The following is a 23,142-nucleotide window of genomic DNA, read 5'->3' on the forward strand; positions in this document are numbered from 1 at the left end:
CCAATATGATTATGGATACTTTTCTTAGCACTATTCCACGGTCTTTCAAAGAACGATTGTTGTTTGCAACCTGATGTGTCAGAAAAATCATGGCTTTAACCATTATTTAATGGTGGGAAAGTTGAGTTAATTACAGTTACCTATCATTCACAACAAGGTCTTCCTGCATAATCTTGTTAAAAACAGTAACCAGATACGGATCAAATTGTTTGCCGGCGCACTTATTGATTTCAACAAGTGCACTATAGGGGTCCATGGCCCGTTTATAGGGCCTTTCATGCGTGATCACATCGTAGGAATCAACAATAGAAACTATCCTCGAGAACAGCGGGATTTCATCTTCTTTCAGCCCCTGCGGGTAACCTTTTCCATTCCACCATTCATGATGACCGAGAACGGCTTCTGAGACATGCGCTAATTCCCTGGACGACTGCGTGATCCGATAGCCGATTTCGGAATGTTTTTTCATAATGCTCCATTCTTCCGGGGTCAAGTCACCTTGTTTTTTTAAGATTTCCCCCGGAACACCGATCTTGCCGATATCATGCAGCATTGCAACTTGGACCAATTCGACGATCTCTCTTGGGGACAGGCCGATCTGACTGCCGAATTTACTGACCAGACTTTTCAGCCTCATGACATGGGCTTCCGTCTGATAATCTTTTTCCCAGAGCAGTTTTTCCAGGAACTCGATGATGGCAAGGCGGGATTTCTTGCTTTCATTTAATTTGTTGCTATACATTTTTTCCTCAGCCTGGCTGATCATTTTTGCCAGGGGTTGTTCCCTGTTCTCATAAACCGTCAGGCCAAACGAGATATCTATTGGTACCGTTTGCGGGCGGGAGATTTTTAAATTATTTTTAATATTGTTTAAAAACACGCCGGCCTGATCAAGCGGCACACCAGGCATGATAATGATAAATTCGTCCCCGCCCCATCGGATAATCACATTCTCAGTGCCGATCGTCTCTTGCATGATTCTGATCCCGTCAGCAAGCAATTCATCCCCTTTTTCATGACCAAAGGTGTCGTTGATCAGTTTCAGACCATTAAAATCCCCCATGTCCAATGTTGCAGGCATGAGGGTTTTATCAAGGAAATCTTCCAGCACATTTTCAAAATAGGTACGGCTGTAGGCCCCCGTTAATTTATCATAAATGACAAGTTTTCTGATATTTGCTTCTTTGCTTTCGAGCTCCTCCCGGATGCTTTGAAAATACAGGGCCTGCATATTAAGATAAGCAAGCAGACCAACAACACCGGCAACTAAATAACCTACAGACGGTGAAATAACGTTAATTAATTTGCACAACGGATAAAGTAAAATCGACAAGGCCCAAAAAATATAGGTATAGCCAAGTATTATTCGGATCGGGCCTTGTGGTGTTTTTGCTTTTAAGCATGTCATAGCAGCTTTGGATAATAATGCAATGATCCAGACAACAGATAGAAGTAAAAGAGCGGTTGCCGAGATTCCCTGAACAGCAATACATATAAAAGCAACGATCAGAAAGCCCGTGCCGATATCCCAAAACACCGGGTAGCTTCTGCTAAAAAACAACAGCGTACCCTTGAATATCAGCCAGTACCCTGCGATCGAAGAGGCATAGTTGATAATCTGAAGCACCACGGACGGGCTGTCGGTTTCCAGCAATGCAGTTCTGGAAAGATAGGTTATCATGAGCATCAAGACAGAAAGACTCCATGCTAAGAAATAATGTTTCTTCTCGGAAAAATATAAAAATCCGTAAGATATCAACAAGACCAGGGTAATTGAAATACTGGCTGCAACGATGGAATCCGCTGTCATATTAAATCCCCTCCTCAGAAAAAAAAATCGCGGCCAAAGCAGCCGCGGTTTTCATCTTCTGTGTGCAACCCGACTGTCAATATGCTTCAGCACTTAGACTCGTAGCTTTGCGTCCCTGCTTTTCAACAGGTTTGCCAATGGATCATATGATTTTAACTCAATTATAGTAAAATACACGAAATCTGTCAATAAATGTATGAATAATCAATAAATGTATGAATATTCAGAGTCTGACTATTCATACATTTATTGATTAATATTATGCAATAGATATTATCATCCAGATCAGATTCTTCTTACATGGTTTCCAAATTTAGTTCATGTTTTTTTCCTTTGGATGATCAGGATCAGACCTGCCAGAATCAGCAGGATCGGGACCACCAGGCCTAGATCTATATAGCGCTGAATTGACGTTACAAACATCCCAGTAAAGGATATGCACGCTAGAGCGGTTAGAATAAAAACAGGCACCAGCAGACCGCGCGGGCGTCCGGAAAATAAATAGAGTTGAAATAGACCGACTGCAACAGCCAGCGGATAGACCGGCCAGGTATATCCGGAAAATTGCCAGTGTGTAAAAGTCTCAAAGATGAACAACAGACCAATAACGGTAAGGATACCACCGGGAACTAGCAATCCGGGGCTTTCTTTCTTACTGAAATAGTTGAATTCAAAAGCAAGCCCGAGAATAAGGATCAATACCGGCCAAAGAAATTCCATACTGAAGATTTGCCAGTTGCCAAGATTATCTATAAGCAGCAAGCCTCCTGTAAGGATTAGAATGATTCCCCAAAATAAGCCGCTTTTGTTCATATAGAGCCTCCTCTCACCTTATAAAGGTTAATAAGATACTCGAGATTTAAGAACTACAAATTCGTGTTAGATAATGGATTATTTTGATAAATAAAGTTCCCCGTCGTAGGAAGAAATCCTTCCATATAGATCAGGCCGGCGGTCTCTAAAGATCCCCCACTCCAGCCGCTGAACCTCGAGCTGGTCCAGATCAAATTCCGCGATTAGAACCGCTTCTTCGTTTCGTCCAGCCTCCGCTATCTTATTACCCTGCGGTCCGGCAATGAAAGAAGAACCATAGAAGGTGATTTTGGAATCATCCTCTTCCTCGACACCAATCCGGTTGGATGCGACCACAGGGATCAGGTTCGCGGCAGCATGGCCGAGCATGCAGGCCTGCCAATGGTCTTTGGAATCGATCGCCTGATCCATCGGTTCTGAACCGATGGCTGTCGGATATAACAGGATCTCCGCCCCCATCAGGGTCATGCAGCGGGCAGCTTCCGGGTACCATTGATCCCAACAGACGCCGACTCCAATCTTGGCGTAGCGCGTTTGCCAGACTTTAAAGCCTGTATCACCGGGGTTAAAATAGAATTTTTCCTCATAGCCCGGCCCGTCGGGGATATGACTCTTTCTGTATTTGCCGAGGATCTCACCATCGGCATCAATCACGGCAATCGTATTATAGCGCGCGTAGTTTTTCTTCTCATAAAAACTGATCGGCAGGACGATCTCCAGCTCTCTGGCAATTTTCCGGAAATGTCTGACTGCTTGATTATCTTCTAGCTCTGCTGCATAAAGGTAAAAATCCGATTTTTCTTTCTGACAAAAATACGGGGTTTCGAACAACTCCTGCAATAGGATGATCTGCGCGCCCCGGGCTGCTGCCTCCCTGACCAGTGTCTCCGCCCCCGCAATATTTTCTTCAACGTTACTGGTGCAGCGCATCTGGGTTGCTGCCACTTTGACGTTTCTCATCGTTAATATTCCTTCCCAATGCCTGATTTCGGTGTGTTCTGAACCTGATCTTACAGGTGTTTCTACTATTTTGTTAATTTGTATGCATTTTCTATTTTACATGATGCAGAAAAAAACCACAACGCAGAAGAGCGCAACATATAACAGATGTATCTGCTACGTTCTCCTCTTTGTTTATATTTTTATTTCAGATTTTGGTATATATTGTCGGGCAATTCATACACTGACCTTCAATGGTTTACAGCAGGCATCTGCTGGGTTGTACAGTGAACATTGCCGCCTTCCCCAATAATTGCCATTCCATTAATGGTGCGGATCCGTCTTTCTGGAAAGATCCCGCTCAGGGTCCGAATAGCCAGGGCATCTGTTTCGGCAGCCTGGCCGCCAAATACAGGTAAAATAATTCCGCCGTTGACAAAGTAAAAGTTCAGATAACTCAGCGTCAGGCGTTTACCGTCGGCAAATACGGCGGGAGGCTGCTGTATTGGGATGATTTCAAAGGTTCTTCCTCTGGCATCCGTTTCTCGGCTTAACACCGCAAGGTTTTCCCGGGTAATCGCATAATTCGGATCGCAAGGGTCATCACAGACCTGAATCAGGATTTTGCCAGGCGAAGCAAAACAGGCGATATTGTCGACATGTCCGTCTGTTTCATCTCCACATAAGCCTTTTCCCAGCCAGATGACTTTGTGGATACTCAAATATTTCTTCAATAGTTCCGTAATCTGCTCCCGGGAAAGATCAGGGTTGCGGTTCGGATTGAGCAGGCATTCGGCCGTTGTCAAGAGTGTACCTTCTCCATCCACGTGCAACGAGCCGCCTTCCATAATCAGCGGCGCATCAAACGGTTTCAGGCCGAGGTGCTTCAATATTTGCGGTGCGACCTGGTTGTCCAGATCCCAGTCCGGATATTTGCCGCCCCAGGCATTGAAGTGCCAGTTGATGCCGGCTATATCTCCCTGATCATTGACGATAAACGTCGGCCCGTTATCCCGAAGCCAGGCATCATTATGCGCCAACGGCAGGAGCTCGATCTGCCTGTTCCGAAAGCGGCCTTCGAGCAGCAATCGTTCTTTGGGGTTTACCAATACGGTGACGGGTTCAAATTCCCCGATAGCTCGAATAATGTCGGTATAACCCTCGCAAACAGCCTCGTAATTTTCCGGATGACACATTGATGCCCCGACCGGCCAGGAAATAAAGGTACGTTCGTGTCTGGCCCATTCCGCAGGCATTCTATATTTTAAATCGCTCGGAAACATCAGTTTATCCTTTCTTTAGCAACAACATATATCATCATTACTTTCAAATCTACTTTTGTCATGATGATTATTTATGGTTCATTTTACATGAAAATCCAACTACTTTTCAAGGCATAAAATCACCCCACGATGATTGTGGGGTGCATCAGACAATATTCAATGATTGATGGGTATACGTTAAAGTTATTCTTTATCTTGAAACTTTTCCGTGTCTTCACGCCGGATCTGGGCGCGTTTGATCTTGCCGCCGATCGTCTTCGGCAGTTCGTCGACAAATTCGAGAATTCTCGGGTATTTATACGGAGCCGTCACCTTTTTGACATAGTTTTGGATCTCTTTTTTTAACAATTCAGAAGCCGTATAGCCTTTGGCCAGCACAACAGTCGCTTTGACGACCGTTCCCCTAACAGCATCCGGCGCGCCGGTCACAGCACACTCCACGACTGCGGGATGCTCAATTAGTGCACTTTCAACTTCAAAAGGACTGATCCTATAGCCGGACGCCTTGATGACATCATCATTGCGGCCAACAAACCATAAAAAGCCGTGTTCATCCCAGTAGGCCATATCCCCTGTGTGGTATGTATCGTCATACCACACTTTATGGGTAGCAGTTTCATCCATGTAGTACCCACAGAACAATCCGGCAGGTTTATTGGAATCAGCCTCGCGGATGACCAGTTCTCCTTCGACTCCCGGAGGGCATGGAGCTCCGTTTTCATCGACCACATCGATCTTGTAAGCCGGGTTCGGTTTGCCCATTGCTCCCGGATAGATATCCAGCCATTCAAAGTTGGCAACCAGCACGGTTGTCTCGCTCTGGCCAAATCCATTTAAGATGCTTAAGCCGGTAATGCTTTTAAAACGGTTAAAGACATCCGGATTTAAAGGTTCTCCGGCTGTGGAGCAGTGAACAATCGAGGACAGATTATATTTTTCGAGATTGTGTTCAAGCAGAAAACGATAAATTGTCGGAGGTGCGCAAAACGTGGACAGCTTATATTTTTGCATCATTTCCAAAAGCTTTTCCGGGATAAACTTATCCATATCATAGACAAACTGCACCGCACCGCAAATCCACTGGCCGTAAATTTTCCCCCAGCCGAATTTAGCCCAGCCGGAATCGGAAACCGTCAGGTGCAGCCCGCCGTCCACGACGCGCTGCCAGTATTTAGCCGTCACAATATGACCAAGCGGATAGGTGAAGCTCTGAATGGCCATTTTTGGCATGCTCGTGGTCCCTGACGTGAAATAGATGATCATTGTATCGTCATTCGTTGTCGCGTCAGCACCTGTCGGCCGGACCCAGTTTTCGGAAGCAGCCTCCATGCTGCTGTCAAAATCAACCCAGCCGGGACGCTTAGCACCGACCAGAAACAGCGTCTGGAGCGTTGATGATTCTTCCCTGGAAGCTTCGACATGGTCGAGAATTACCGGATCATGATAGGCGATGATCGCTTTAATCGATGCGGCATTATTTCGATAAATAATATCCTTCTGCGTAAGCTGATTGGAAGAAGGAATATAGATCGCGCCGATTTTGGCCAGAGCCAGAATCGCTATGTACACTTCATAACGCCTTCTCAGGATCAGCATGACTTTGTCGCCTTTACGGATCCCGGCTTCGCTTAACATGTTCGCCGTTTTATCCGAGTATTTTTTCAGATCGGCAAAGGTAAATATCCGTTCATTATCGTGGTCGTCGCACCAGACCAGCGCTGGACGCTCTGGTTCCAGACGGGCATATTCATCGACGATATCATACGCAAAATTGAAATTGTCAGGTACTTTCACTTGATAATTCGCACAAAAATCTTCATAAGAATCAAAATCGGTTTTCCCGATATATCTTGAAGCGAGGTTCATCTGTTCACATCCTTTATAAAAGTATGACGGTTAAAAATTTTGCTGATCTTTTTTCGAGGGCTAGCATTTTATGTGGAATCAAGGAATTAAAATACAGAGAGTCTCCCGGGTCCAGCACATATTCCATACTGCCGATGATGACTTTCATCTTGCCTTCCAGACAGAAGTTAAATTCCTGTCCGTGATGGGAAACAAGTTCAGGACTATTTTCTGCATCCAGGGTCACCAGCAGCGGTTCAATTTTTCTGTTAACGTACTGATAAGCCAGACTCTGAAAATCATACTGGTCATACCGTTCAACTTTGAGACCCTTACCCTTTTTGATGAAGCAGACATCATGCAGTTTGGGCGAGACACCGGTAAGAACATCCGTTAAATCGACCTGATAACAATCGGCAATTTCATAGAGAATACTGATCGGAATATCATCTTCTCCTTTTTCATACTTCAGATATTCTTGAACAGGTAGTCCGATTTTACGCGCAGCCTCTTCTTCGGCCCAACCGGTAAGTAATCTTAAGCCTTTAATTCTCTCGGCAATATCCCTCACCTTTTCATTCATCTTTCAAGCCTTCCTTTCGCGTGAAATAGTGGATCATGTAATGATCCTCGAGGTACAGCCAGCGGGCCTTACACCTTTGTTCCTGCACAACGGCATTTGTCTCGAGAAGATGATCCGCTTTTTTGGCATCTTCCAGCAGGCAGAATGGGCAGGCATGATGCCGTTTGGCGACCGTGGAATAACAGCGCTCGCCAAGTTTGACACCGCTGTCCTGCGCTGCCTTATTTGTGGCGACAACGATCCGGCGGCTGGTAATCAGATAAGCCGGTTCTTCGATCAGCTCCAAGCCCTTGACAAAGCATCCGATGTATTTCTGTTTGCGTAAATCAAGCTGAATCTTCATAAAGCGGGTGTGCTTGATTTTATATTGATTCAGACATCGGGTGATCCGGCTTTCATCTTTCTGGGAATGAAAAAGGAATTTCATCCCGTATTCAAAGCCGTCATCTTTGGGGGTCTTGCGAATAATCAGCGCATTAAATGAAAATTCTTCATTTTCAAACGTAAACATGATATCGATAATGACAATATTGACTGGAATATCCACTGGGAAAAAAGCATATATCCCACCTGTGCTCAAATCCAGGATTGCAATCGGAAATGTTTTCTCCACTTCGACCTTCCGGTTGTTAATCGAGGAAATCTTCGCTGTGGCTGGAATATCATGGATCAAATCGACACGGAAATACTTCCGCTTTTCCTGAAAGTCTTCCATCCAATCACCTCATGAAACAGTTTGAAAATCATGTCAATGCGTTTTTCTGATAAATACCATTTTACATGATGTTGGATAGAACCACAACGAATGTACCCGCAAAAATTTGCGAATAATATGCCACGGATGAGTCCGGACAAAAAAATACCAAAGTCCAAACATTGATTTGGAGACTCTGGTATTGCTAAAAAACACAATGCAGAAATATTGAGTTTTATCGTTACAAGTTTTACAGATTATTTTCCGGATAAAGTGTTTCGGGTTTCTTTTCTGTTTTTTTCTTTTTTTGTTTCATAATATTCTTTGGATTTTTGTCGCCCATACCGATCCTCCCTCACATGTTATAGGATCATTTTATCCATATTATGGATATTCTATACATTGTAAAAGGGATGCTGTTAAAAATGAGACAGCACAAGTATCAGCAATGGAATTGATAAACAGCTAAGCAAGGTTGAAATCAGCACCGTCTGTGATGCCAGACGTGCATCATTTTTGTATTCAATCGCCATTAAAACCGTATTGGTTGCAATAGGCATGCCGGCCATGATGACCGGGATGGCAATTAGCCACATCTGATCAATCTGAAAGATATATTTGACCAAAACCAGGGTTAATAACGGCATCACAAGCAATCTGACGACCGACAGGATATAAATACCGATATCACTGAACATCCGTTGAAGCGGCAGTTCACTTAATGTCGCCCCGATGGTCAGCATTGACAGAGGAACACAGGTATTTCCAATCGCATCGATCGTGCCGGTCATAAATTCGGGCAGCGGAACAGCGGTGATAAATAAAATGAACCCGATGATACTCGCACCCACGCCCGGATTAATAATTTTTTTCAGGTTTAGCCTTGTAGGATGTTCGGTTTTATTCGCATTCATGATTTTAATGCCAAGCGTATACAACAACAAGTTAAACATAATATTGTAGATCGCAGCATAAAATATTGCTTCTTTGCCATAGAGCGCCTGAAATATCGGAAAACCTAAAAAGCCTGTATTTGCAAAAACAATTCCAAAATTAAAGATGGCTTCTCTGGTCAGATCTTTGGTCAGGATCTTCGCTGTCAGTTTCCCGACGAGAAAGGCAAGACCGTAGCAGGGTATCGTAAGCAAGAAAACAAAAAGTGCCGTATGCAGCCTCTCCGTAGTAAAAGATACTCTCATCCCGGACAGGATCAAGGCCGGAAGTGCAATTGTCAGGACAAATTTAGAAAAAACCTGAGTCGCTGCCGGTGGAATAATCTTCACTTTGGCCAGGACATAACCCAGTAAAATCGTTAAGAACAAAATCCCCAGTTGATTATAGACGCCTTGTAGTTCCACTTTTCTCTCTCCAATAGTTTAAGCTGAAATTTTACGAAAGTTATACAATTTATTATTATATCATAAGCTGAAGTACTTTTTGAAATGCTTTTGGAATCGGCAGGTCCTTCAGTTTCTCCCGGGAAATCCAGGCAAGCCCTGATTTTACCTCCGAGTCCGGCTTGAGCGAGAACAAAATGACATCCATTTGCCAGACCTGATGTGTGAAAACATGCCGAACGCTGCCCAAGTATTTAATAAATCGGAGATCTAACTCCCAGTCGCGACGGAACAGTTCTTCCGCAGAAGAAGCAGATTCCTTTTGGACGAGCGGCAGTCCCCACATGTTGCCGAGCAGCTGTGTATTGCTGCGGTACTCCATTAGAATATCCCCGTCGTTACAGACAAGCGCCGTCCAGTAATCGAAGCGGGCCGCTTTTTTTGCTTTCTTCTTAACCGGCAGGACAGTCTCCCTGTGCGTACGATGGGCAGTACAGACGGTACGCCAGGGACAGTCCCGGCAACCGGGAGTATTGGGTGTACAGCACATTGCGCCAAGTTCCATCAGTGCCTGGGTAAATTCCCCCGCCCTATCTTTGGGAATCATTTCTCTAATCATTTCAGCAATTTGCTTTTGCGTTTTTTGCTGGCTAATGTCAGCTTCAAGTCCCAGAAGACGGGTTGCGACCCGCAGTACATTCCCGTCAACAGCCGGATAAGGCAGATTGTAAGCAATACTTGCAATAGCCCCAGCCGTATAGTCACCGATTCCTGGCAAAGCGCGGATTTCCGGATAAGTGCGCGGAAAATTCCCACTGTACCTGTCATGTACCACGATGGCAGCCTGATGAAGGTTCCTGGCCCGACGGTAATAACCAAGACCTTTCCATATGGCTAAAACGTCCCCCTCGTCCGCGTCAGCCAGACTGCCAATATCCGGAAACCGCTCCAGGAACCTCAGGTAATAATCTATAACCGTATCGACCCGTGTTTGCTGAAGCATGATTTCCGATAACCAGACCGCGTAGGGGTCGTTCGTTCTTCTCCAGGGCAGCTCCCTTTTATTTTGGTCATACCAGGCCAATAATAACGCAGCAATCTCTGACGGTTTCTCCTGAATATTTTTTGGTTTATCTACTAGATCCGCTAATTTATTCAAGCTGCCTCCCTGTTATTCGCCTCGATGTTTGATATTGCTAATTACATGCATTTTAGAGTTAACAAGTTACTGGTAAGAAGATCAGGCTTTGCTTCAGAGCTCGTCAGCCATTTTCCGCAGTCTGGCATCCGCCGTACAGAAAATAACCTGACGCGAGTGTGACAGTTCCTGCAGATAAGCCAGTGCTTTCTTCCAAAATCCCTCGGTTCCGTTCATTGATCCGGCCAGAAAGAACAAAGGAATCTCAATGCTGCTGTCCTCAAGAGCGGCTTCAGCAAGGGCCAGACGGTAAGCAAAATAATACGAATAGGCTTCGGCCATCATCATTTCTTTTTTATCCGACAGGTTCAACGAAAATGCCCGCCTCAAAAACCGCTGCGCTTTAATCTTTAAAACAATGCCATTCTCGGCCTGCCACTTTTGCAGCGAGGCTTCAAGCAGTTCCGCCGTATCATCAAGGGTATGCTGTAATTCCTGATAGGCCTGCCATTGCTGTTTTACGCTCCCAAGTTTTTTCTCCAGGTCATGGTCAATTTTCACAGCCTGACTATCCTGAAGGTCTTTACGGATCTTCTGAAGCCGGCTGTTTCTCTCCGAAAGCGCCTGGCGGGAAGCCGCCAGGGCGGCCAGCCTTTCTGCTTCTGGCAGACATGCTTCACGTTCCAGTTCGGCAAGGGGTTCTAAAGTTCTGGATAGTTGATCCAGATTCCGCTTATTTAAGGCGATATCATACTGTTCTTTCAGTAAATCATATTCTTTTTCAGTTTCTTCTTTGATCCGCAGTTCACGTGCAATCAGCAGCACGGCCTCAAGGACCTCGTCAATATTGGCATCAGCCGAGATTCTGTTCTGTAATTTTTCCCGCAGCTGTGACGCATATTCCTGCAATTTCTGTTCTGTTTCCTGCTGTTGCCCTGTCTGTACCTGCAGCGTCTGAAGCATTTCCGCACCATGGCTGTTTTTCTGCCAGTACTCGTCCCAACCGCTTTTCCAGGACGAAAAATCGGAAGCCTTAACCATCGCAAAAGCTTGTTGCAGCCGCTGACTGCGGGACAAAATGATTCTGCGCAGTTCTTTTTCCCTTTTAACCTGTTTCCTGACCAGGTTATAATCCGCCTGGAGCCGGTCTGCGGCCTGTTTCTGATTCTGGTACGCTTCGATCTGCCGCGTGAATTCTTGATAGTCTGCAGCTTGATATTTTTGCAGAAGCTTTGTCAGACGCGAAGCCAATCTGTCTTCGATGCTGACTGCCCCTGACCGCCGGATAACCCTCCGGTCAATCATACGTCCGAGTACAGAGTCCTGCCATTTTTTCAAGCGTGTGTATGATCGGGCAAGTGAACGTTGGTCTTTGTCAGTCATACCGGCAATCAGCGCATATTTTTTGAGTTTGGCTTTTTCTTCATAAAGGGACCCTTCCAGTTCCTTCACGGTATCAGCCAAACCGGCAAAGCTTTCAAGTTCCTTCTGCGCGGCACGAAGCTCTTCTTCAGCGCTGCGTAAGTGCTGCTCCTCATTTTCCGGCAGTTGCCGATAGCCGGATGATCTTAGTGAATCCTGAAGCTCGTTGATGGCCTGAGTCTGCCGGGTGATCAAAGCTTCACCCTGTTCCGCCTCTTTTTGAATCAAGGCCCAGGCATAACACTCTTCCCGCAAACCTTCAATCATGTCCCAGTCAACCTGTTTATCCTGAACAACGGCCGCCAATCGAATCCCGGTATCCCTGCGCAGTTCTTCGAGGCTGGCAAGTTCACCCTGCAGACGGCGCAATTCACGGTAATCAAGGTTCTCTCTCAGGATAACAAGCCGCTGCTGAATTCTTTCCATCTCAGCAATTTTCTCCGTCATAAGATGCTGTTCAGCCTGCAGGTTCTTAATTTCGATTTGCAGAAAGCGCTGTTCCTCCTGCCGGTGGCTTGCTTCTTCCCAATCTCTTCTTAACGCATCATACTCGGCTTTAACCTGAGCCATTCCATCCGCCTGTTCTTCGACGCGTTCCTTTGCTCTGGCCAGGGCGTCATGTACCCGTTCCAGGGAAAGCTCTTCATTTCCGACCTGCTGGAGATTGGAGACCCTTCGGTACAAACCATGCTTATTGGTATCCGGCCAGACAATAAAGCCGCCCTGCCGGATTGCCTCAAAAGTCATATTCAAATCTGTTTGTTCTCCGGAAAGCAGGATTTCTGCTAACCCTTGTCTCTTCCGCTTGTCTGACGGTACTGCCGACACCCGGTCGTCATAGTATTCCTGCAGTAATTGACACAAAGCTTTTGCCAGTTCGGGTTCCTCCAAATACAGCACCGTAAAATCCCCGGGCAAGGACCACTCCGTATCCCCGAGCAGCGGATGCCCCTGCAGCCCGATCTTATCAATCCTCATAATCTTCCCGTCCCTGACTGATTGCAGCCAATCCAATTTTCTGGACCAATTCCCAACGCCGCTGTTCTTCAGGCCGGTTTTCTGAAGAAAGGCGTTTTTGGATCTCTCTTCCGAATACTTCGGTTAAATCCGGGAAGCCGCTGGTTTGGCGTCTTATACTTATAACATTGACATCGGCGCAAAGAGCCGGACCAGACTGGGATGTATGGTAAACCTCAAAGTAGCTGAAGTCTTCGGAGAGAAGCTGATGCAAAGTCTGGACTGTACTTTCCGGATCCGGATATGGCCCAGACAGAACAATCCGGAACAAATCTCTTTGCCGTTCTTCTTTCGTTGTATCTGCCAAAAGCCCGCTAGCAATCTCTTTTGGTTCAGCCGCCTGCGGCCAGAACTTTTCAATGTAGTTCCGTCCGCCAAGTTCCACAAAATCAACCTGTGTCAATTTCCCGTCTGTTTCTCCAAAAAGCACGCCATGCGGCCCGCTGTCCTGAAAGCTCCTGGCTTCAGGGGATCCGCAATCTGCCCAGAAAGTATCACCAATCTGATGCAGCCCACTGAATTTCTGCTGATGCCCTAACGCCAGATAGGTTAAACCACTTGCTGTAATCGCCTCTGGCTCCAGAGGAATAAACCTATCCGTATTTTTTGGGGACGCTATCTCTGCATGGAGCAGCATCACCTGAATAGGTGCGTTGTGTAAGACCGGCTGAATCATCCCCAGATCAATCAGCTCCTGACGGTAATTCGTCCATCCCGAGCCATAGATGACAGTTCCTTTGGCCGGAATTTCAATATGACTGACGCCCCCCGCAAAGATATGAACATTACCGGGCCATTCAGCAAAACGGTAGGCCGAAGAGATGACCAAAGGATCCTGATCCCCAGGGGTGATAAAGACACGGGTGTCCTTCAAGCCAGAGAACGACCTGTAGACACGTTCGACCGTTTCTTTACGCGCATTCTCTTGGTCGAATAAATCCCCTGTCACAAACAGAAAATCCACTTTTTCTTTTTGACAAAGCGTCAAGACGGCTTCGAAGGTATGCCATAAGTCCTGATTGCGCATTGCTATCCAGCAAGCCGGTCCTTCCCAAGAACGGCTGTCAAATTGAAATCCGGCACAATGCACAAAACGGATGGTAATTGCCATTTTTTACACCTCACCCTGATGACACCAAAACATCAATCGATCGTCGCTTACCAGCCATGTAAACATCACAGCAAGCAGAATGTTTGCTGCCAATACGATTTCCCAAGTATGGTGTTATGTTAGTTCTTGGGGACCCCGGCAAATTCCTGCTTACAATTGCAACTTACTTTTTCGCTCGATAAAAAAATAAAAAATAAAAGCCAGAAATCTTTCCGGCTAAGATTCTGCATGTTTTCATACAGAAAAACTGCTTTCAGACAGATTTCTGGTTGATTCGGGCCAAGCGTCTGCGACGGGTAACGATCCTGTAAATCGCAAAAATAATCAGCGTCATAACAACAAGAACAACGGTATAGACCGTCAGGGTTATTTTGTTCGGATTGGCGAGCAGGGATATTGGATGATGGCCGTTGTCTACCACTTTTCTTCCAAGTATCATGCCGTAATCATCGGAGATCGTTGGAACTCCGCCGACTTTAGCAAAGGACTGAAGATATAAGGCGAGGGCCTGCCATTCTTTGACTTCGGCATTATTTCCGGCTGTGTCTTTGACGATCTGGGCTTCAAAATCTGTAACCGGTATACCTTCTTCTGTTTTCGGCACAATCGATAATAGACCGTAAGATTTATCGCCGACGATCGAAAGCATCTGAGCAGAATACAGACCGGCAACCACCCTGTATAATTTGGTATCGTCAATCTCTTCAATAGAGCCTTCCGGCTTCTGCAACACGGCGTCAGTGACCTTATTGAATATCATCCGGTTCGGATTATACGTGAAATCAATACCTGACATGAACAATTGGGCTTCAGCCATCATCGGCGAGATCGAGGCATCTACTTCGCATAGAGTCTTTAATTCCTGGCCGGTTAAATAGACAGAAACCAGCGGATACCCCGGAATATTATCCGGACCGATCCCGAGGGAGCTTACGCTGAAGGCGTCGGCTGCCGTGATCGCGCCCTTAAAAAAGGTACCTCTGATCGTCCCGGCAGGTACAACTGCGACATCCACCGGAACATAGCCGGAACCTTCCGCCTTTTTCACAGCATAAACGTAGGCATCAGAAATCAGGTTGGCCAATGGATCTTCCTGATGCGTATTCAATATGTCGTTGACCTTCCGGAAGTTATAGGGGGATTCTGCCAATACTTGATCATAATTTAACTGAAACGGAGCAAAGAATTTGTCCTGAACCTGTTGTTTGAACTGACTTACAATACCGGCAATCCGTGGATCCTCAGGCAGTCTTTCATCGATTGCCGGCAGACGGTAAGCGACAAGTCCCCAGTCTGAAGAACCGGATTTTTGAGAAATTTGCAAAACACCGAGGTACTTGCAGCTGTCTCCGGCGGAACAAATAAGTGTCTTGCCTTTGATGATCGGTTCTTCAAGTTTGGTGTGGGTATGGCCACTGATAATCACATCAATATCGGGAACTTTTTTTGCCAGGATCTGGTCTTCAGATTCGGATGCCTTTTCCCAGGTCCCGGAATGGGATAAGCAGACAATTAAATCAACCTTTTCCTGGTCTTTCAGGATCGAAACGATCCGTTCGGCGTTCGCGACTTGATCCGTGAATTCCACTTCGGCTTTCGGTGCGTTGGATGCCGCATCGTTTCCAATCAGGCCAAAAACACCGATCTTTACCCCATTCTTTTCAACGACGGTGTATTCGGTGATCCCATAATCCTGATAAGCCTGTTGCAGAGCTGCCAGCGAAGGCGTTAAGCTGCCGTCCTCCTTGGCCGGAAAGGCAATATTGGCCTGAACGATCCGGGGCGAAATCTCCCCGTTTTTCCGCGCAGCAACAGCTGCCTGAAGGCTGTCGGCCAGTCCGGAAGCCCTGTAGTCATATTCGTGATTACCCGGGGTTACAACATCATACCCCATCTGCCCCATAACGCGAAGCTCCGGGGAGTCTGTCCGAAAAATCGTCTGAAATGGCGTTCCCATGGAATAATCTCCGGCATCGAGGAGCAATGCATCCGGGTCACCCTCTTTCTCGGCAGCAATGGCGCTCTGGAGTCTGGCAAATCCGCCTGACTGATTTATCACACCGTTTTGTTCGTCTTTGACCGGCAGGAGATGATCATGCATGTCATGTGTAAACAAAATCGTCATACTCTTCTGAGTTTCGGCCGAGGCAATAGGAGAATTAATGGGCAAAACAAACATTGTGCCAATCAGGAAAGCAACCAAAGCAAATTGGATCCTTTTCATCATCTTTCCCTCCTCATTTCTATATCTATGCTATCGGTCTACCTATCTGTCAATCAATCTATCTATCCGTCTATCCGTCTATCTATGCGCTATGTTATTCTTACCAATCTTGGAACTTAGCCACTGAATTATATCCTGAAGAACTTGAGAACGGTCCGTTTCATTGTGCAGTTCATGTCTGCAGTTTTCATATTGCTTTACAGTAACATCACGGATTCCAGCTTGTTGGTAACGCAGACGCAGAGCTGTGATAATTTCTCCGTAGTGGCCGACAGGATCCATTTGGCCGGAGAGGATCAGAATCGGAATGTCTTTCGGGATCTTCCTGATGTTAGACTTCTTTTGTACTTGCAAAATTCCGGCAAAAAAATCATGATAGAACGCTAAAGTACAGGTTCCCCCGCAGTAACTATCCTGAATATATTCATCGACAACAAGCAGATTGGTGGTAAGCCAGTCAAATTCCGTCCTGTTTTCTGCGCACCGGGCATTGAAGTTTTTAAAAGTCAGCTCGTGAATGAATTTGCTTTTGTAAAGCTTTCCTTTGACCAGAGCTATCATCCGACATAAAAAACGGCCAAAATACAGCATAAACGTCGTGTCTCCGCCCGGGCCGGATAAAATAAACCCCTGTACTCCCTGCTCATCTCCATAGAGATGCATATAATGCTGAAGAATAAAGCTTCCCATACTATGACCAAAAATGAACAACGGCAGTCCGGGATTTTCTTTTTTGATCAGAGCAACAGAATCATAGACATCATGTACCATAAGGTTCCAGCCGTCTTGACCCGCAAATCCTTCCATGCCTGCGGTTTCAGTTGTTTTGCCATGGCCTCTCTGGTCGTAGGCATAAACAATGTACCCTGCCTCCGTCAACTCCCTGGCAAACGGCGCATATCTGCCGGAATGCTCCGATATCCCGTGGATAATCAAGATGATTGCTTTGGCGGGGAGCGTATCCGGCTCCCATTTGGTTGCAAATATTTGATCTGAAGGATGGATATTCCAGTAGCTTTGCTTTTCTCTCATGCTATTTCCCCTTACGGCAAATTAGAGGTGTGGTATCCGAGGTGTGTGTATCCGTTTAATGAAAACATTCATTTAATGAATCACACCTAATATATCATCTTGAAGACAAATTATCATCCTTTTCCCACGTTATAAATATTTCCAGAATTTTGGACATGCCTTTTTTCCAATGAATTGTTAAAATACTGGTAAGAAGCGAACGAGACCGGTACAGAATTCCAGATGAAAAAATTTGACGCGTGGAGGATTTCAATGACGAAAAAAATGGTTGTTACGCTGCTTCTTTCTGCAATCCTGATTCTCGGCTTAGCTCAGGTAACGTCTGCTGCCCTCGGCGATACACTTCTGAAGACAGGCTCGACGGGGTCGGATGTCGTAGAACTACAAACCAAACTTAACTGTCTGGGTTACAGCGTCGGCACAGTGGACGGAATTTTCGGACTCAAAACACAAGCCGGTGTCATCGCTTTTCAGAAAGCCAAGAATTTATCGGCTGACGGAATTGTTGGGCCGATCACGGCTTCAGCCATAAACACCGCCTATACGAATAAAGCGCAGGGCGTCAAAGCCAGCGCGATTGTTGCGACGGCCCAGAAATACATTGGTGTCCCCTACAAATACGGAGGTACTTCCCCATCGACTGGATTTGATTGTTCCGGATTTGTTCAATATGTTTTTGCGCAAAACGGCATTACCCTGCCGCGTATTTCCAGGGACCAGTACCTGGTTGGCAAAGCGGTCAGTTTCGCTAATTTACAACCGGGAGATATCGTTTTCTTTTCAATTGCCAAAAACGGTGTCGTTGATCATGAGGGGATTTACATTGGCAATAACCAGTTTATCAATGCTTCAAGCTCCAAAGGTGTTGCTGTTTATAGTTTCGGAACCTATTGGAAATCTGTCTATCTCGGGGCAAAACGGGTGATTTAGTGGTTATATGAATCATGTTCATTTCGTCGGCTGAAATATATTTATTCATTTATTGAGAATGTCCGGATCGAATAATATCTGACATTCTCATTTTTTCTGACCTTGTGGCTTATTCGTTTATCAGTAAAAGTATTTAAAAAAAATCGCAGATTGTGTTATATTAAGACAAAACACAAATCAGTCTGCTAGCTTATCCTTTATGGACAGAAAGGACATCATATGCCTGCGAACCATCCGAAAAAACATTCGCATCATCAACCTAATCGGCACAATCACTCCACTCAGCATCAGCAATCCTGCAACTGTGGCCATGACCATTCCCAGAAGACCGGCCATGCCGTTCATGTTCATGATGCTGAATCCTGTCCGGTCTGCAGTGGTTCGGAAACCATTACGCCGGAAGAATACCTAAATAAAATTGAGGAAGCCGTAAATAAGCTCCCTCAAAATAAAACCAGGGACAGAATGCACCGGCTGATTGTCCTGACAGCCGGCACAGCCGCCTCGGCCGCTGAACACAAGGATACCATCCTGCTTCAAATCACAGAGGTATATCTGACGCTGCGCCTGGCGGAGGAATCCGGTCAAACGCTGGCTCCCGAGGACGCCCAACGTCTTTTCCGCGAACTTTCCGGGCAGGCCGGCCTTGCGCTTACTGCCAAATATGGTCTGGAAGGATTGACCAGGGTTGGCTTGGACGCAGACTCAAGCAGCACGCCGGGAACAGCCTCGCTTGTGTTTATTAGCTGCTATGCAATCGGCAAAGTATTGATGCAATATTTCAGGAAGCAAAAGGAAGGCTCCGCCTTGGCCGCTGAAGAAATCAAAGACTGCTTTCGGGCAGCGAAGGCCGAAGCAGAACGATTGGCACGAGAATAAATTTGGGTATTTATTTCAAGAGCGTTGTACTAGACATACTTTTTAATCACGATGGACTGGCGGCCTTTTTTAGAAAGTCCGCCTACTTCCTGAAGCTTGATTTTTCCGAAGCCGCGCAGAGATAGCGTATCCCCTTCCGCAACTGTCTTATCTGTTTTGTCACATTCCAGCGAATTTAGCATGACCTTCCCGGATTCAACATATTCCCCCGCTTTGGTACGGCTTAAGTTAAAACCTGCCGCGACCACACTGTCCAGCCGTAATGAGGCTACGGTGTCTTTCAGCAGAAGAACTTTTTCTTCCGGTATTTGCAGCAATCCCGCAGAGATGATTGCTGTTTTTATTTTGACACGGCCAACTGATTCCAGATTGTTTATCAGGAACGGCAGGATTTCTTTCAGGACAATCAGATCACAGCTTTTTTCTGTGACCAGAATGTCACCGACCGTTTCCCGTTTGATTCCTGCCCCCATCAAACTGCCTAGGAAATCCCGATGCGACAGGCCGCTGTCTGCAGGATATTCCGCCCGGATAAAAGCTAATGGGCAATATTCATCATCCTGAATGACCTGTTCGGGCTCCAAGTAGTCCGGAAAAAAGACCAATACGGTACGCTCAGCCCCTTCATAGCCTCCCCAGAAAAAGTGCCGGGATCTTCCGTCCGTAATAAGCATATTTTCGGCCAAAGACCGCTGCTGCTGATTGCAGAACCTTGTAAAGGTCGGAATATTCTTTTTCTCGGATTCTTCAAGCTTGTCAAGGACCCGGGCAAGCAGTAGCCTGCTTTCTTCATCCTGGGCATATTTTTTGACGATTTCGTTTTTATTAATCATGCAGCATCCTTTTAAGAACTTTTAAACAATTATTTCTTATATATCTATTGTACTGATTTTCAACGTATTCAATTAGTTTGATGGCTCACCTGATGATCAGTAATGCGTTACCGAGTGTAATACAGCCGAGTGCGATCACAATGCTCAACAGCGTGCCGACAAGATATTTTTCGGCGAAGTCCCGGTCGTTTAGCTGACTGAAACGCGCTAAACTTTTTGCTGCGAGCACAAAGCCAATGGCCCCGAGCTGCCCGTTCAGCCACAGTGTCAGTGTAATAAGCCGTTCCAGCACGCCGATCAGATACCCGCTTTTAATTAACTCGTTGGTATCCTCCTGATTCTGAAAATGAAATAAGATCAGGATCTTTTTGATAAAAATAGCGGCAGGCGACAGGCACAAGATATACAACAAGATGAGCACGGCACCGTTGTATAATTCCGGCCCCGTTAAATCCACCGAAATCCTGCCTAAGACACTTTCTCCGAGTCCGCTTGTTTCTGTAAGATAAAAGCCGCAGGCCAGGATAATCAGGATATGTAAAAACTGGTCGGCAACAAACAGGAAAAAATCTGTTTTTGCCAAGTCCGGCTGTTTGGCTGCATAATATTGAAGCAGACGGGTTCTGGAATAATCGATAGACAGGTGGCTTAGAACGATGATCAGCACTGCAAATATCATGTTATTAACAGGTCCAAACCAGATTAGAGCCAGAATCAGAAGGACGGCATAGATCAGACAATGCCAGAGAAAGTACTTGATCTGGTCACGTTTTTTGGTAGCCATTGCCGTGCTTTGCAGAATGAAGTCTCCAAGCAGATGGGCAATTATCGGCAGCAAAAAATTCATAACTCACCTCTCAAAGGTTCGATGGATCATCAGCAGGGTAACAATATCAATTTCACGAATCTCTGGAATGTTGGCAGATTTGATCACGTTGTCAACATTCTGTCTGGATGTATTGGTAATATTTGATATTTTTCCTGATAATCCTTTTTTATAGACCTCTTTCAGGGTCAATTTATTTTGAAGTGACTCCGAAGCAAAAATGGCGAAAGGTTCAATATGCTCGCTGTTAATCCAGGATACGTCATCGATTGAAGCCGCTTTGATTCGTGTTTTTTGATAATAGCTCTGGCGGTACCTTTCCGAAACAAGACCTGGCAGCCGCTTGAATGCAGGCAGATCCATTGCCTTTTGGTCAAACAGCGGCTGAATGACTTCGGTCAGCAATAAGACGTTGTTTTGATACAGACTCTGTTTCCTGACGAGCAGATCGGATGTTTTGAGCAAGGCATTAATGACCAGATCGTTTTCGTGCTTGGCGTTGAATAATAAGTCATAGCCGCTGCGTTCCGGGATTCTTAAAATTGCCTCCCTGGCCAGATGGTAAGCTGGTCCGTCCTGTTCCGTTGAAGTCCCGTCCGGAATCCGGACATCCCAGTCCCCTACCCCAAATCCGCAGCGAATCGGTAGAGGAGCCAGCAGCATTTTTAAAAGACGAACATAGAGTAATGCGGCTGTCGGTGTTTTGAACAGTCCTTGTACTTCGTCACCTGCGCTGAAGATGACGGCAAATTCCTGCGATCTTTGAAAGATGCTGTTCAGGACATTCAGGCACATCTTCATATATCGTTGAATCTGTTCACGGTCACTTTTGGGAAGCTTTTTCGAGTTTACCAGATCGGCAATCACAGCAGTGTAGAGCATAGAACCACCTCTAGTGTTATTATAACAGCATTAAAATTTAAAGCAATCTGTTTTGATTGCTTTTTGTATTTACAACCTAAATTAGTTGCTTGCTTTCTTTACCTTTAGTATACGACTAGGACCTCTGAAAGAGTCTTTTCTTACGAAATACTCTCCTAGCCCTGTCTTAACACAGCAGATACCAGGATATTTGAATCAACAAATACTCGTAAGGCATTACTTTTTTCCCTTTCCCCGTATGATATATTGTCAAGCCTTTCAATGTATCTTCGATACAAAAAATTTCTAAATTTGAAGAATTTGTATGCGCTTACAAATTCTTCGGTAAATGAAATAATTGGCTTAAACAGGTAAGGAATCTGGACCTGGATTAAATTGATAATTAATATGCTGACGATTATAAAATAAGCTTCTTTTGTTAGATTCAACTTGTGAATTTAGTCAAAAGAAGCTTTAATTTAATATAAAGTGACTAATAGGTTAGAATATCACTGTATAATTCTCATCAATTCCTGGTTTGTTAAGCTGCAAATTCCCGTTGGTATTACCCGTATTTTGCAGCAGCTCCTTAACTACGCCATCGGATACAACATCTGTCTGACCTATGGCAACAACGTTCGGGAGAATTTGGTTTTGCAGCAAGTATTCTTTCGTCTTGTCCACGGCAGTATCATTAACCAGAAAAACAGGAGAATGAGTTTTAGCGGCCAGTGCGGAAGCAGCTAAAGCATCCGGATAATTTGAACCGGTAGCAACATAAACGGTACTTAACTTGAGCTCTTTGGCAAAATTGCTGATTACCGCCATATTGGTATCATAGCGATCATTCCCCTGCAATCGTTTGACATGGGGGAAATTGCCGGCTACCCCGTCGCTGACAACATCATCGCTACCGACAATATAAGCGGCAGTGATGTTTTTATTTTTGATGTAGTCTTTTACGCTTTGAGGACATTTGTACGTCATGGTTAAGAGCACGGGCATGCCTTTTTGGGTTGCGATCGAAGAAATTGAAATAGCATCTGGAAAATTGAGTCCTGTTGCTACGCAAACCTCACCATTGAAATCGAGCTTCTCTGCAATTTTTACGGAAGTATCAAACCGGTCTTCACCTGATATACGCGTACAGCTTAGACCTATAGCTTTAAGCTCTTTTTCAACGTTTTCCGAGATGGCTCCCGTACCACCGATAATTACAGCATTCTTGGCCTCAAGTCTTTGAATTTCCTTTTTTGTACTACTGAGCAAATTCTCTTTGATGTTTAACAAAATCGGGCAATTGTATTTTTGCGATAACGGCGCGGCACAGAGCGCATCAATTTTTTCATAAGAAAATCGTAATTGCACACTTTCTTTTCAGTGCTCACGGTTCAAGAATCTCCCGTAATTTTAGATTTTAGATAAAGAGGGGATAAAACGAGGCCACTGAAAAAGTGGTACCTGAACCTCAAAAGCAAAAGAGCTGGAATTACGAAGAAAGAAGTAATTCCAGCTCTTTTTTGATACAATTAAATAGAGAAAAAACTTCAGCGCAGGTAATCATA

Annotated in this window: 19 protein-coding genes and 1 riboswitch; of the genes, 2 read left to right on the plus strand and 17 right to left on the minus strand. The window is 45.4% G+C overall.

Annotated features, from left to right (window positions below; translation table 11 throughout):
- Nucleotides 1–136: 136 nt before the first annotated feature.
- The 13 genes from A7D23_RS10980 to A7D23_RS11040 all read right to left on the minus strand — a co-directional run bounded on the left by A7D23_RS10980 (nucleotide 137) and on the right by A7D23_RS11040 (nucleotide 17,248).
- Complete coding sequence (locus A7D23_RS10980) at nucleotides 137–1,810, minus strand: diguanylate cyclase (RefSeq protein WP_068883812.1); 1,674 nt, start codon at nucleotides 1,808–1,810, stop codon at nucleotides 137–139.
- Between the two features lie 60 nt (nucleotides 1,811–1,870).
- Nucleotides 1,871–1,956: riboswitch (cyclic di-GMP riboswitch) on the minus strand.
- Between the two features lie 172 nt (nucleotides 1,957–2,128).
- Nucleotides 2,129–2,623 (minus strand): DUF5668 domain-containing protein, encoded by a 495-nt coding sequence (locus A7D23_RS10985; protein WP_019226740.1) that lies wholly within the window; start codon nucleotides 2,621–2,623, stop codon nucleotides 2,129–2,131.
- Between the two features lie 78 nt (nucleotides 2,624–2,701).
- Nucleotides 2,702–3,583, minus strand: coding sequence for an N-carbamoylputrescine amidase (aguB, locus tag A7D23_RS10990; protein WP_019226739.1), 882 nt, complete (start codon nucleotides 3,581–3,583; stop codon nucleotides 2,702–2,704).
- A 230-nt stretch (nucleotides 3,584–3,813) separates the two neighbouring features.
- Nucleotides 3,814–4,845: an agmatine deiminase family protein gene (locus A7D23_RS10995; protein ID WP_019226738.1), complete on the minus strand. Its 1,032-nt coding sequence runs from the start codon at nucleotides 4,843–4,845 to the stop codon at nucleotides 3,814–3,816.
- Nucleotides 4,846–5,028: 183 nt separating this feature from the next.
- A complete protein-coding gene (locus A7D23_RS11000; protein ID WP_019226737.1) occupies nucleotides 5,029–6,711 on the minus strand; it encodes an AMP-binding protein in 1,683 nt (560 codons plus the stop codon).
- A 13-nt stretch (nucleotides 6,712–6,724) separates the two neighbouring features.
- Nucleotides 6,725–7,273 (minus strand): XRE family transcriptional regulator, encoded by a 549-nt coding sequence (locus tag A7D23_RS11005; RefSeq protein ID WP_019226736.1) that lies wholly within the window; start codon nucleotides 7,271–7,273, stop codon nucleotides 6,725–6,727.
- Complete coding sequence (locus A7D23_RS11010; RefSeq protein WP_019226735.1) at nucleotides 7,266–7,988, minus strand: PilZ domain-containing protein; 723 nt, start codon at nucleotides 7,986–7,988, stop codon at nucleotides 7,266–7,268. Before A7D23_RS11010 ends, A7D23_RS11005 begins: the two co-directional genes overlap by 8 nt.
- A 398-nt stretch (nucleotides 7,989–8,386) precedes the next feature.
- On the minus strand, nucleotides 8,387–9,325 hold the full coding sequence (locus A7D23_RS11015) for an AEC family transporter (protein ID WP_019226733.1): 939 nt from the start codon (nucleotides 9,323–9,325) through the stop codon (nucleotides 8,387–8,389).
- A gap of 55 nt (nucleotides 9,326–9,380) precedes the next feature.
- Nucleotides 9,381–10,463, minus strand: coding sequence for an A/G-specific adenine glycosylase (gene mutY, locus A7D23_RS11020; protein WP_019226732.1), 1,083 nt, complete (start codon nucleotides 10,461–10,463; stop codon nucleotides 9,381–9,383).
- Between the two features lie 93 nt (nucleotides 10,464–10,556).
- Complete coding sequence (locus A7D23_RS11025; protein ID WP_019226731.1) at nucleotides 10,557–12,842, minus strand: hypothetical protein; 2,286 nt, start codon at nucleotides 12,840–12,842, stop codon at nucleotides 10,557–10,559.
- Entirely contained in the window at nucleotides 12,832–13,992 is a 1,161-nt protein-coding gene (locus A7D23_RS11030; protein ID WP_019226730.1) for a metallophosphoesterase, read from the minus strand. Before A7D23_RS11030 ends, A7D23_RS11025 begins: the two co-directional genes overlap by 11 nt.
- A gap of 253 nt (nucleotides 13,993–14,245) precedes the next feature.
- Nucleotides 14,246–16,219 (minus strand): bifunctional UDP-sugar hydrolase/5'-nucleotidase, encoded by a 1,974-nt coding sequence (locus A7D23_RS11035; RefSeq protein WP_026071894.1) that lies wholly within the window; start codon nucleotides 16,217–16,219, stop codon nucleotides 14,246–14,248.
- Between the two features lie 75 nt (nucleotides 16,220–16,294).
- Entirely contained in the window at nucleotides 16,295–17,248 is a 954-nt protein-coding gene (locus tag A7D23_RS11040) for an alpha/beta hydrolase (RefSeq protein ID WP_019226728.1), read from the minus strand.
- Between the two features lie 252 nt (nucleotides 17,249–17,500).
- Here A7D23_RS11040 and A7D23_RS11045 point away from each other — a divergent pair, with 252 nt between their 5' ends.
- Both A7D23_RS11045 and A7D23_RS11050 read left to right on the plus strand, forming a co-directional pair.
- Nucleotides 17,501–18,178 (plus strand): NlpC/P60 family protein, encoded by a 678-nt coding sequence (locus A7D23_RS11045; protein WP_019226727.1) that lies wholly within the window; start codon nucleotides 17,501–17,503, stop codon nucleotides 18,176–18,178.
- Nucleotides 18,179–18,397: 219 nt separating this feature from the next.
- On the plus strand, nucleotides 18,398–19,057 hold the full coding sequence (locus tag A7D23_RS11050; protein WP_019226726.1) for a hypothetical protein: 660 nt from the start codon (nucleotides 18,398–18,400) through the stop codon (nucleotides 19,055–19,057).
- Between the two features lie 29 nt (nucleotides 19,058–19,086).
- Here the strand turns inward: A7D23_RS11050 and A7D23_RS11055 are convergent, their stop codons facing one another.
- The 4 genes from A7D23_RS11055 to A7D23_RS11070 all read right to left on the minus strand — a co-directional run bounded on the left by A7D23_RS11055 (nucleotide 19,087) and on the right by A7D23_RS11070 (nucleotide 22,945).
- On the minus strand, nucleotides 19,087–19,890 hold the full coding sequence (locus A7D23_RS11055) for a YlmH/Sll1252 family protein (protein ID WP_019226725.1): 804 nt from the start codon (nucleotides 19,888–19,890) through the stop codon (nucleotides 19,087–19,089).
- An 85-nt stretch (nucleotides 19,891–19,975) separates the two neighbouring features.
- Nucleotides 19,976–20,737 carry a DUF3307 domain-containing protein gene (locus A7D23_RS11060; protein ID WP_019226724.1) on the minus strand — a complete coding sequence of 254 codons (762 nt, stop codon included), beginning with the start codon at nucleotides 20,735–20,737 and terminating at the stop codon, nucleotides 19,976–19,978.
- Between the two features lie 3 nt (nucleotides 20,738–20,740).
- Complete coding sequence (locus tag A7D23_RS11065) at nucleotides 20,741–21,598, minus strand: SatD family protein (RefSeq protein ID WP_019226723.1); 858 nt, start codon at nucleotides 21,596–21,598, stop codon at nucleotides 20,741–20,743.
- A gap of 480 nt (nucleotides 21,599–22,078) precedes the next feature.
- A complete protein-coding gene (locus A7D23_RS11070; protein ID WP_019226721.1) occupies nucleotides 22,079–22,945 on the minus strand; it encodes a cell wall-binding repeat-containing protein in 867 nt (288 codons plus the stop codon).
- Nucleotides 22,946–23,142: the final 197 nt, after the last annotated feature.

Source organism: Dehalobacter sp. TeCB1, from assembly GCF_001707455.1.
In the GTDB taxonomy this organism is placed as follows: domain Bacteria; phylum Bacillota; class Desulfitobacteriia; order Desulfitobacteriales; family Syntrophobotulaceae; genus Dehalobacter; species Dehalobacter restrictus.

Coding starts and splice junctions, on each gene's coding strand:
- A7D23_RS10980 (WP_068883812.1), bottom strand. CDS start 1,810: ATGACAGCGGATTCCATCGTTGCAGCCAGTATTTCAATTACCCTGGTC.
- A7D23_RS10985 (WP_019226740.1), bottom strand. CDS start 2,623: ATGAACAAAAGCGGCTTATTTTGGGGAATCATTCTAATCCTTACAGGA.
- aguB (WP_019226739.1), bottom strand. CDS start 3,583: ATGAGAAACGTCAAAGTGGCAGCAACCCAGATGCGCTGCACCAGTAAC.
- A7D23_RS10995 (WP_019226738.1), bottom strand. CDS start 4,845: ATGTTTCCGAGCGATTTAAAATATAGAATGCCTGCGGAATGGGCCAGA.
- A7D23_RS11000 (WP_019226737.1), bottom strand. CDS start 6,711: ATGAACCTCGCTTCAAGATATATCGGGAAAACCGATTTTGATTCTTAT.
- A7D23_RS11005 (WP_019226736.1), bottom strand. CDS start 7,273: ATGAATGAAAAGGTGAGGGATATTGCCGAGAGAATTAAAGGCTTAAGA.
- A7D23_RS11010 (WP_019226735.1), bottom strand. CDS start 7,988: ATGGAAGACTTTCAGGAAAAGCGGAAGTATTTCCGTGTCGATTTGATC.
- A7D23_RS11025 (WP_019226731.1), bottom strand. CDS start 12,842: ATGAGGATTGATAAGATCGGGCTGCAGGGGCATCCGCTGCTCGGGGAT.
- A7D23_RS11030 (WP_019226730.1), bottom strand. CDS start 13,992: ATGGCAATTACCATCCGTTTTGTGCATTGTGCCGGATTTCAATTTGAC.
- A7D23_RS11035 (WP_026071894.1), bottom strand. CDS start 16,219: ATGATGAAAAGGATCCAATTTGCTTTGGTTGCTTTCCTGATTGGCACA.
- A7D23_RS11040 (WP_019226728.1), bottom strand. CDS start 17,248: ATGAGAGAAAAGCAAAGCTACTGGAATATCCATCCTTCAGATCAAATA.
- A7D23_RS11045 (WP_019226727.1), top strand. CDS start 17,501: ATGACGAAAAAAATGGTTGTTACGCTGCTTCTTTCTGCAATCCTGATT.
- A7D23_RS11050 (WP_019226726.1), top strand. CDS start 18,398: ATGCCTGCGAACCATCCGAAAAAACATTCGCATCATCAACCTAATCGG.
- A7D23_RS11055 (WP_019226725.1), bottom strand. CDS start 19,890: ATGATTAATAAAAACGAAATCGTCAAAAAATATGCCCAGGATGAAGAA.
- A7D23_RS11060 (WP_019226724.1), bottom strand. CDS start 20,737: ATGAATTTTTTGCTGCCGATAATTGCCCATCTGCTTGGAGACTTCATT.
- A7D23_RS11065 (WP_019226723.1), bottom strand. CDS start 21,598: ATGCTCTACACTGCTGTGATTGCCGATCTGGTAAACTCGAAAAAGCTT.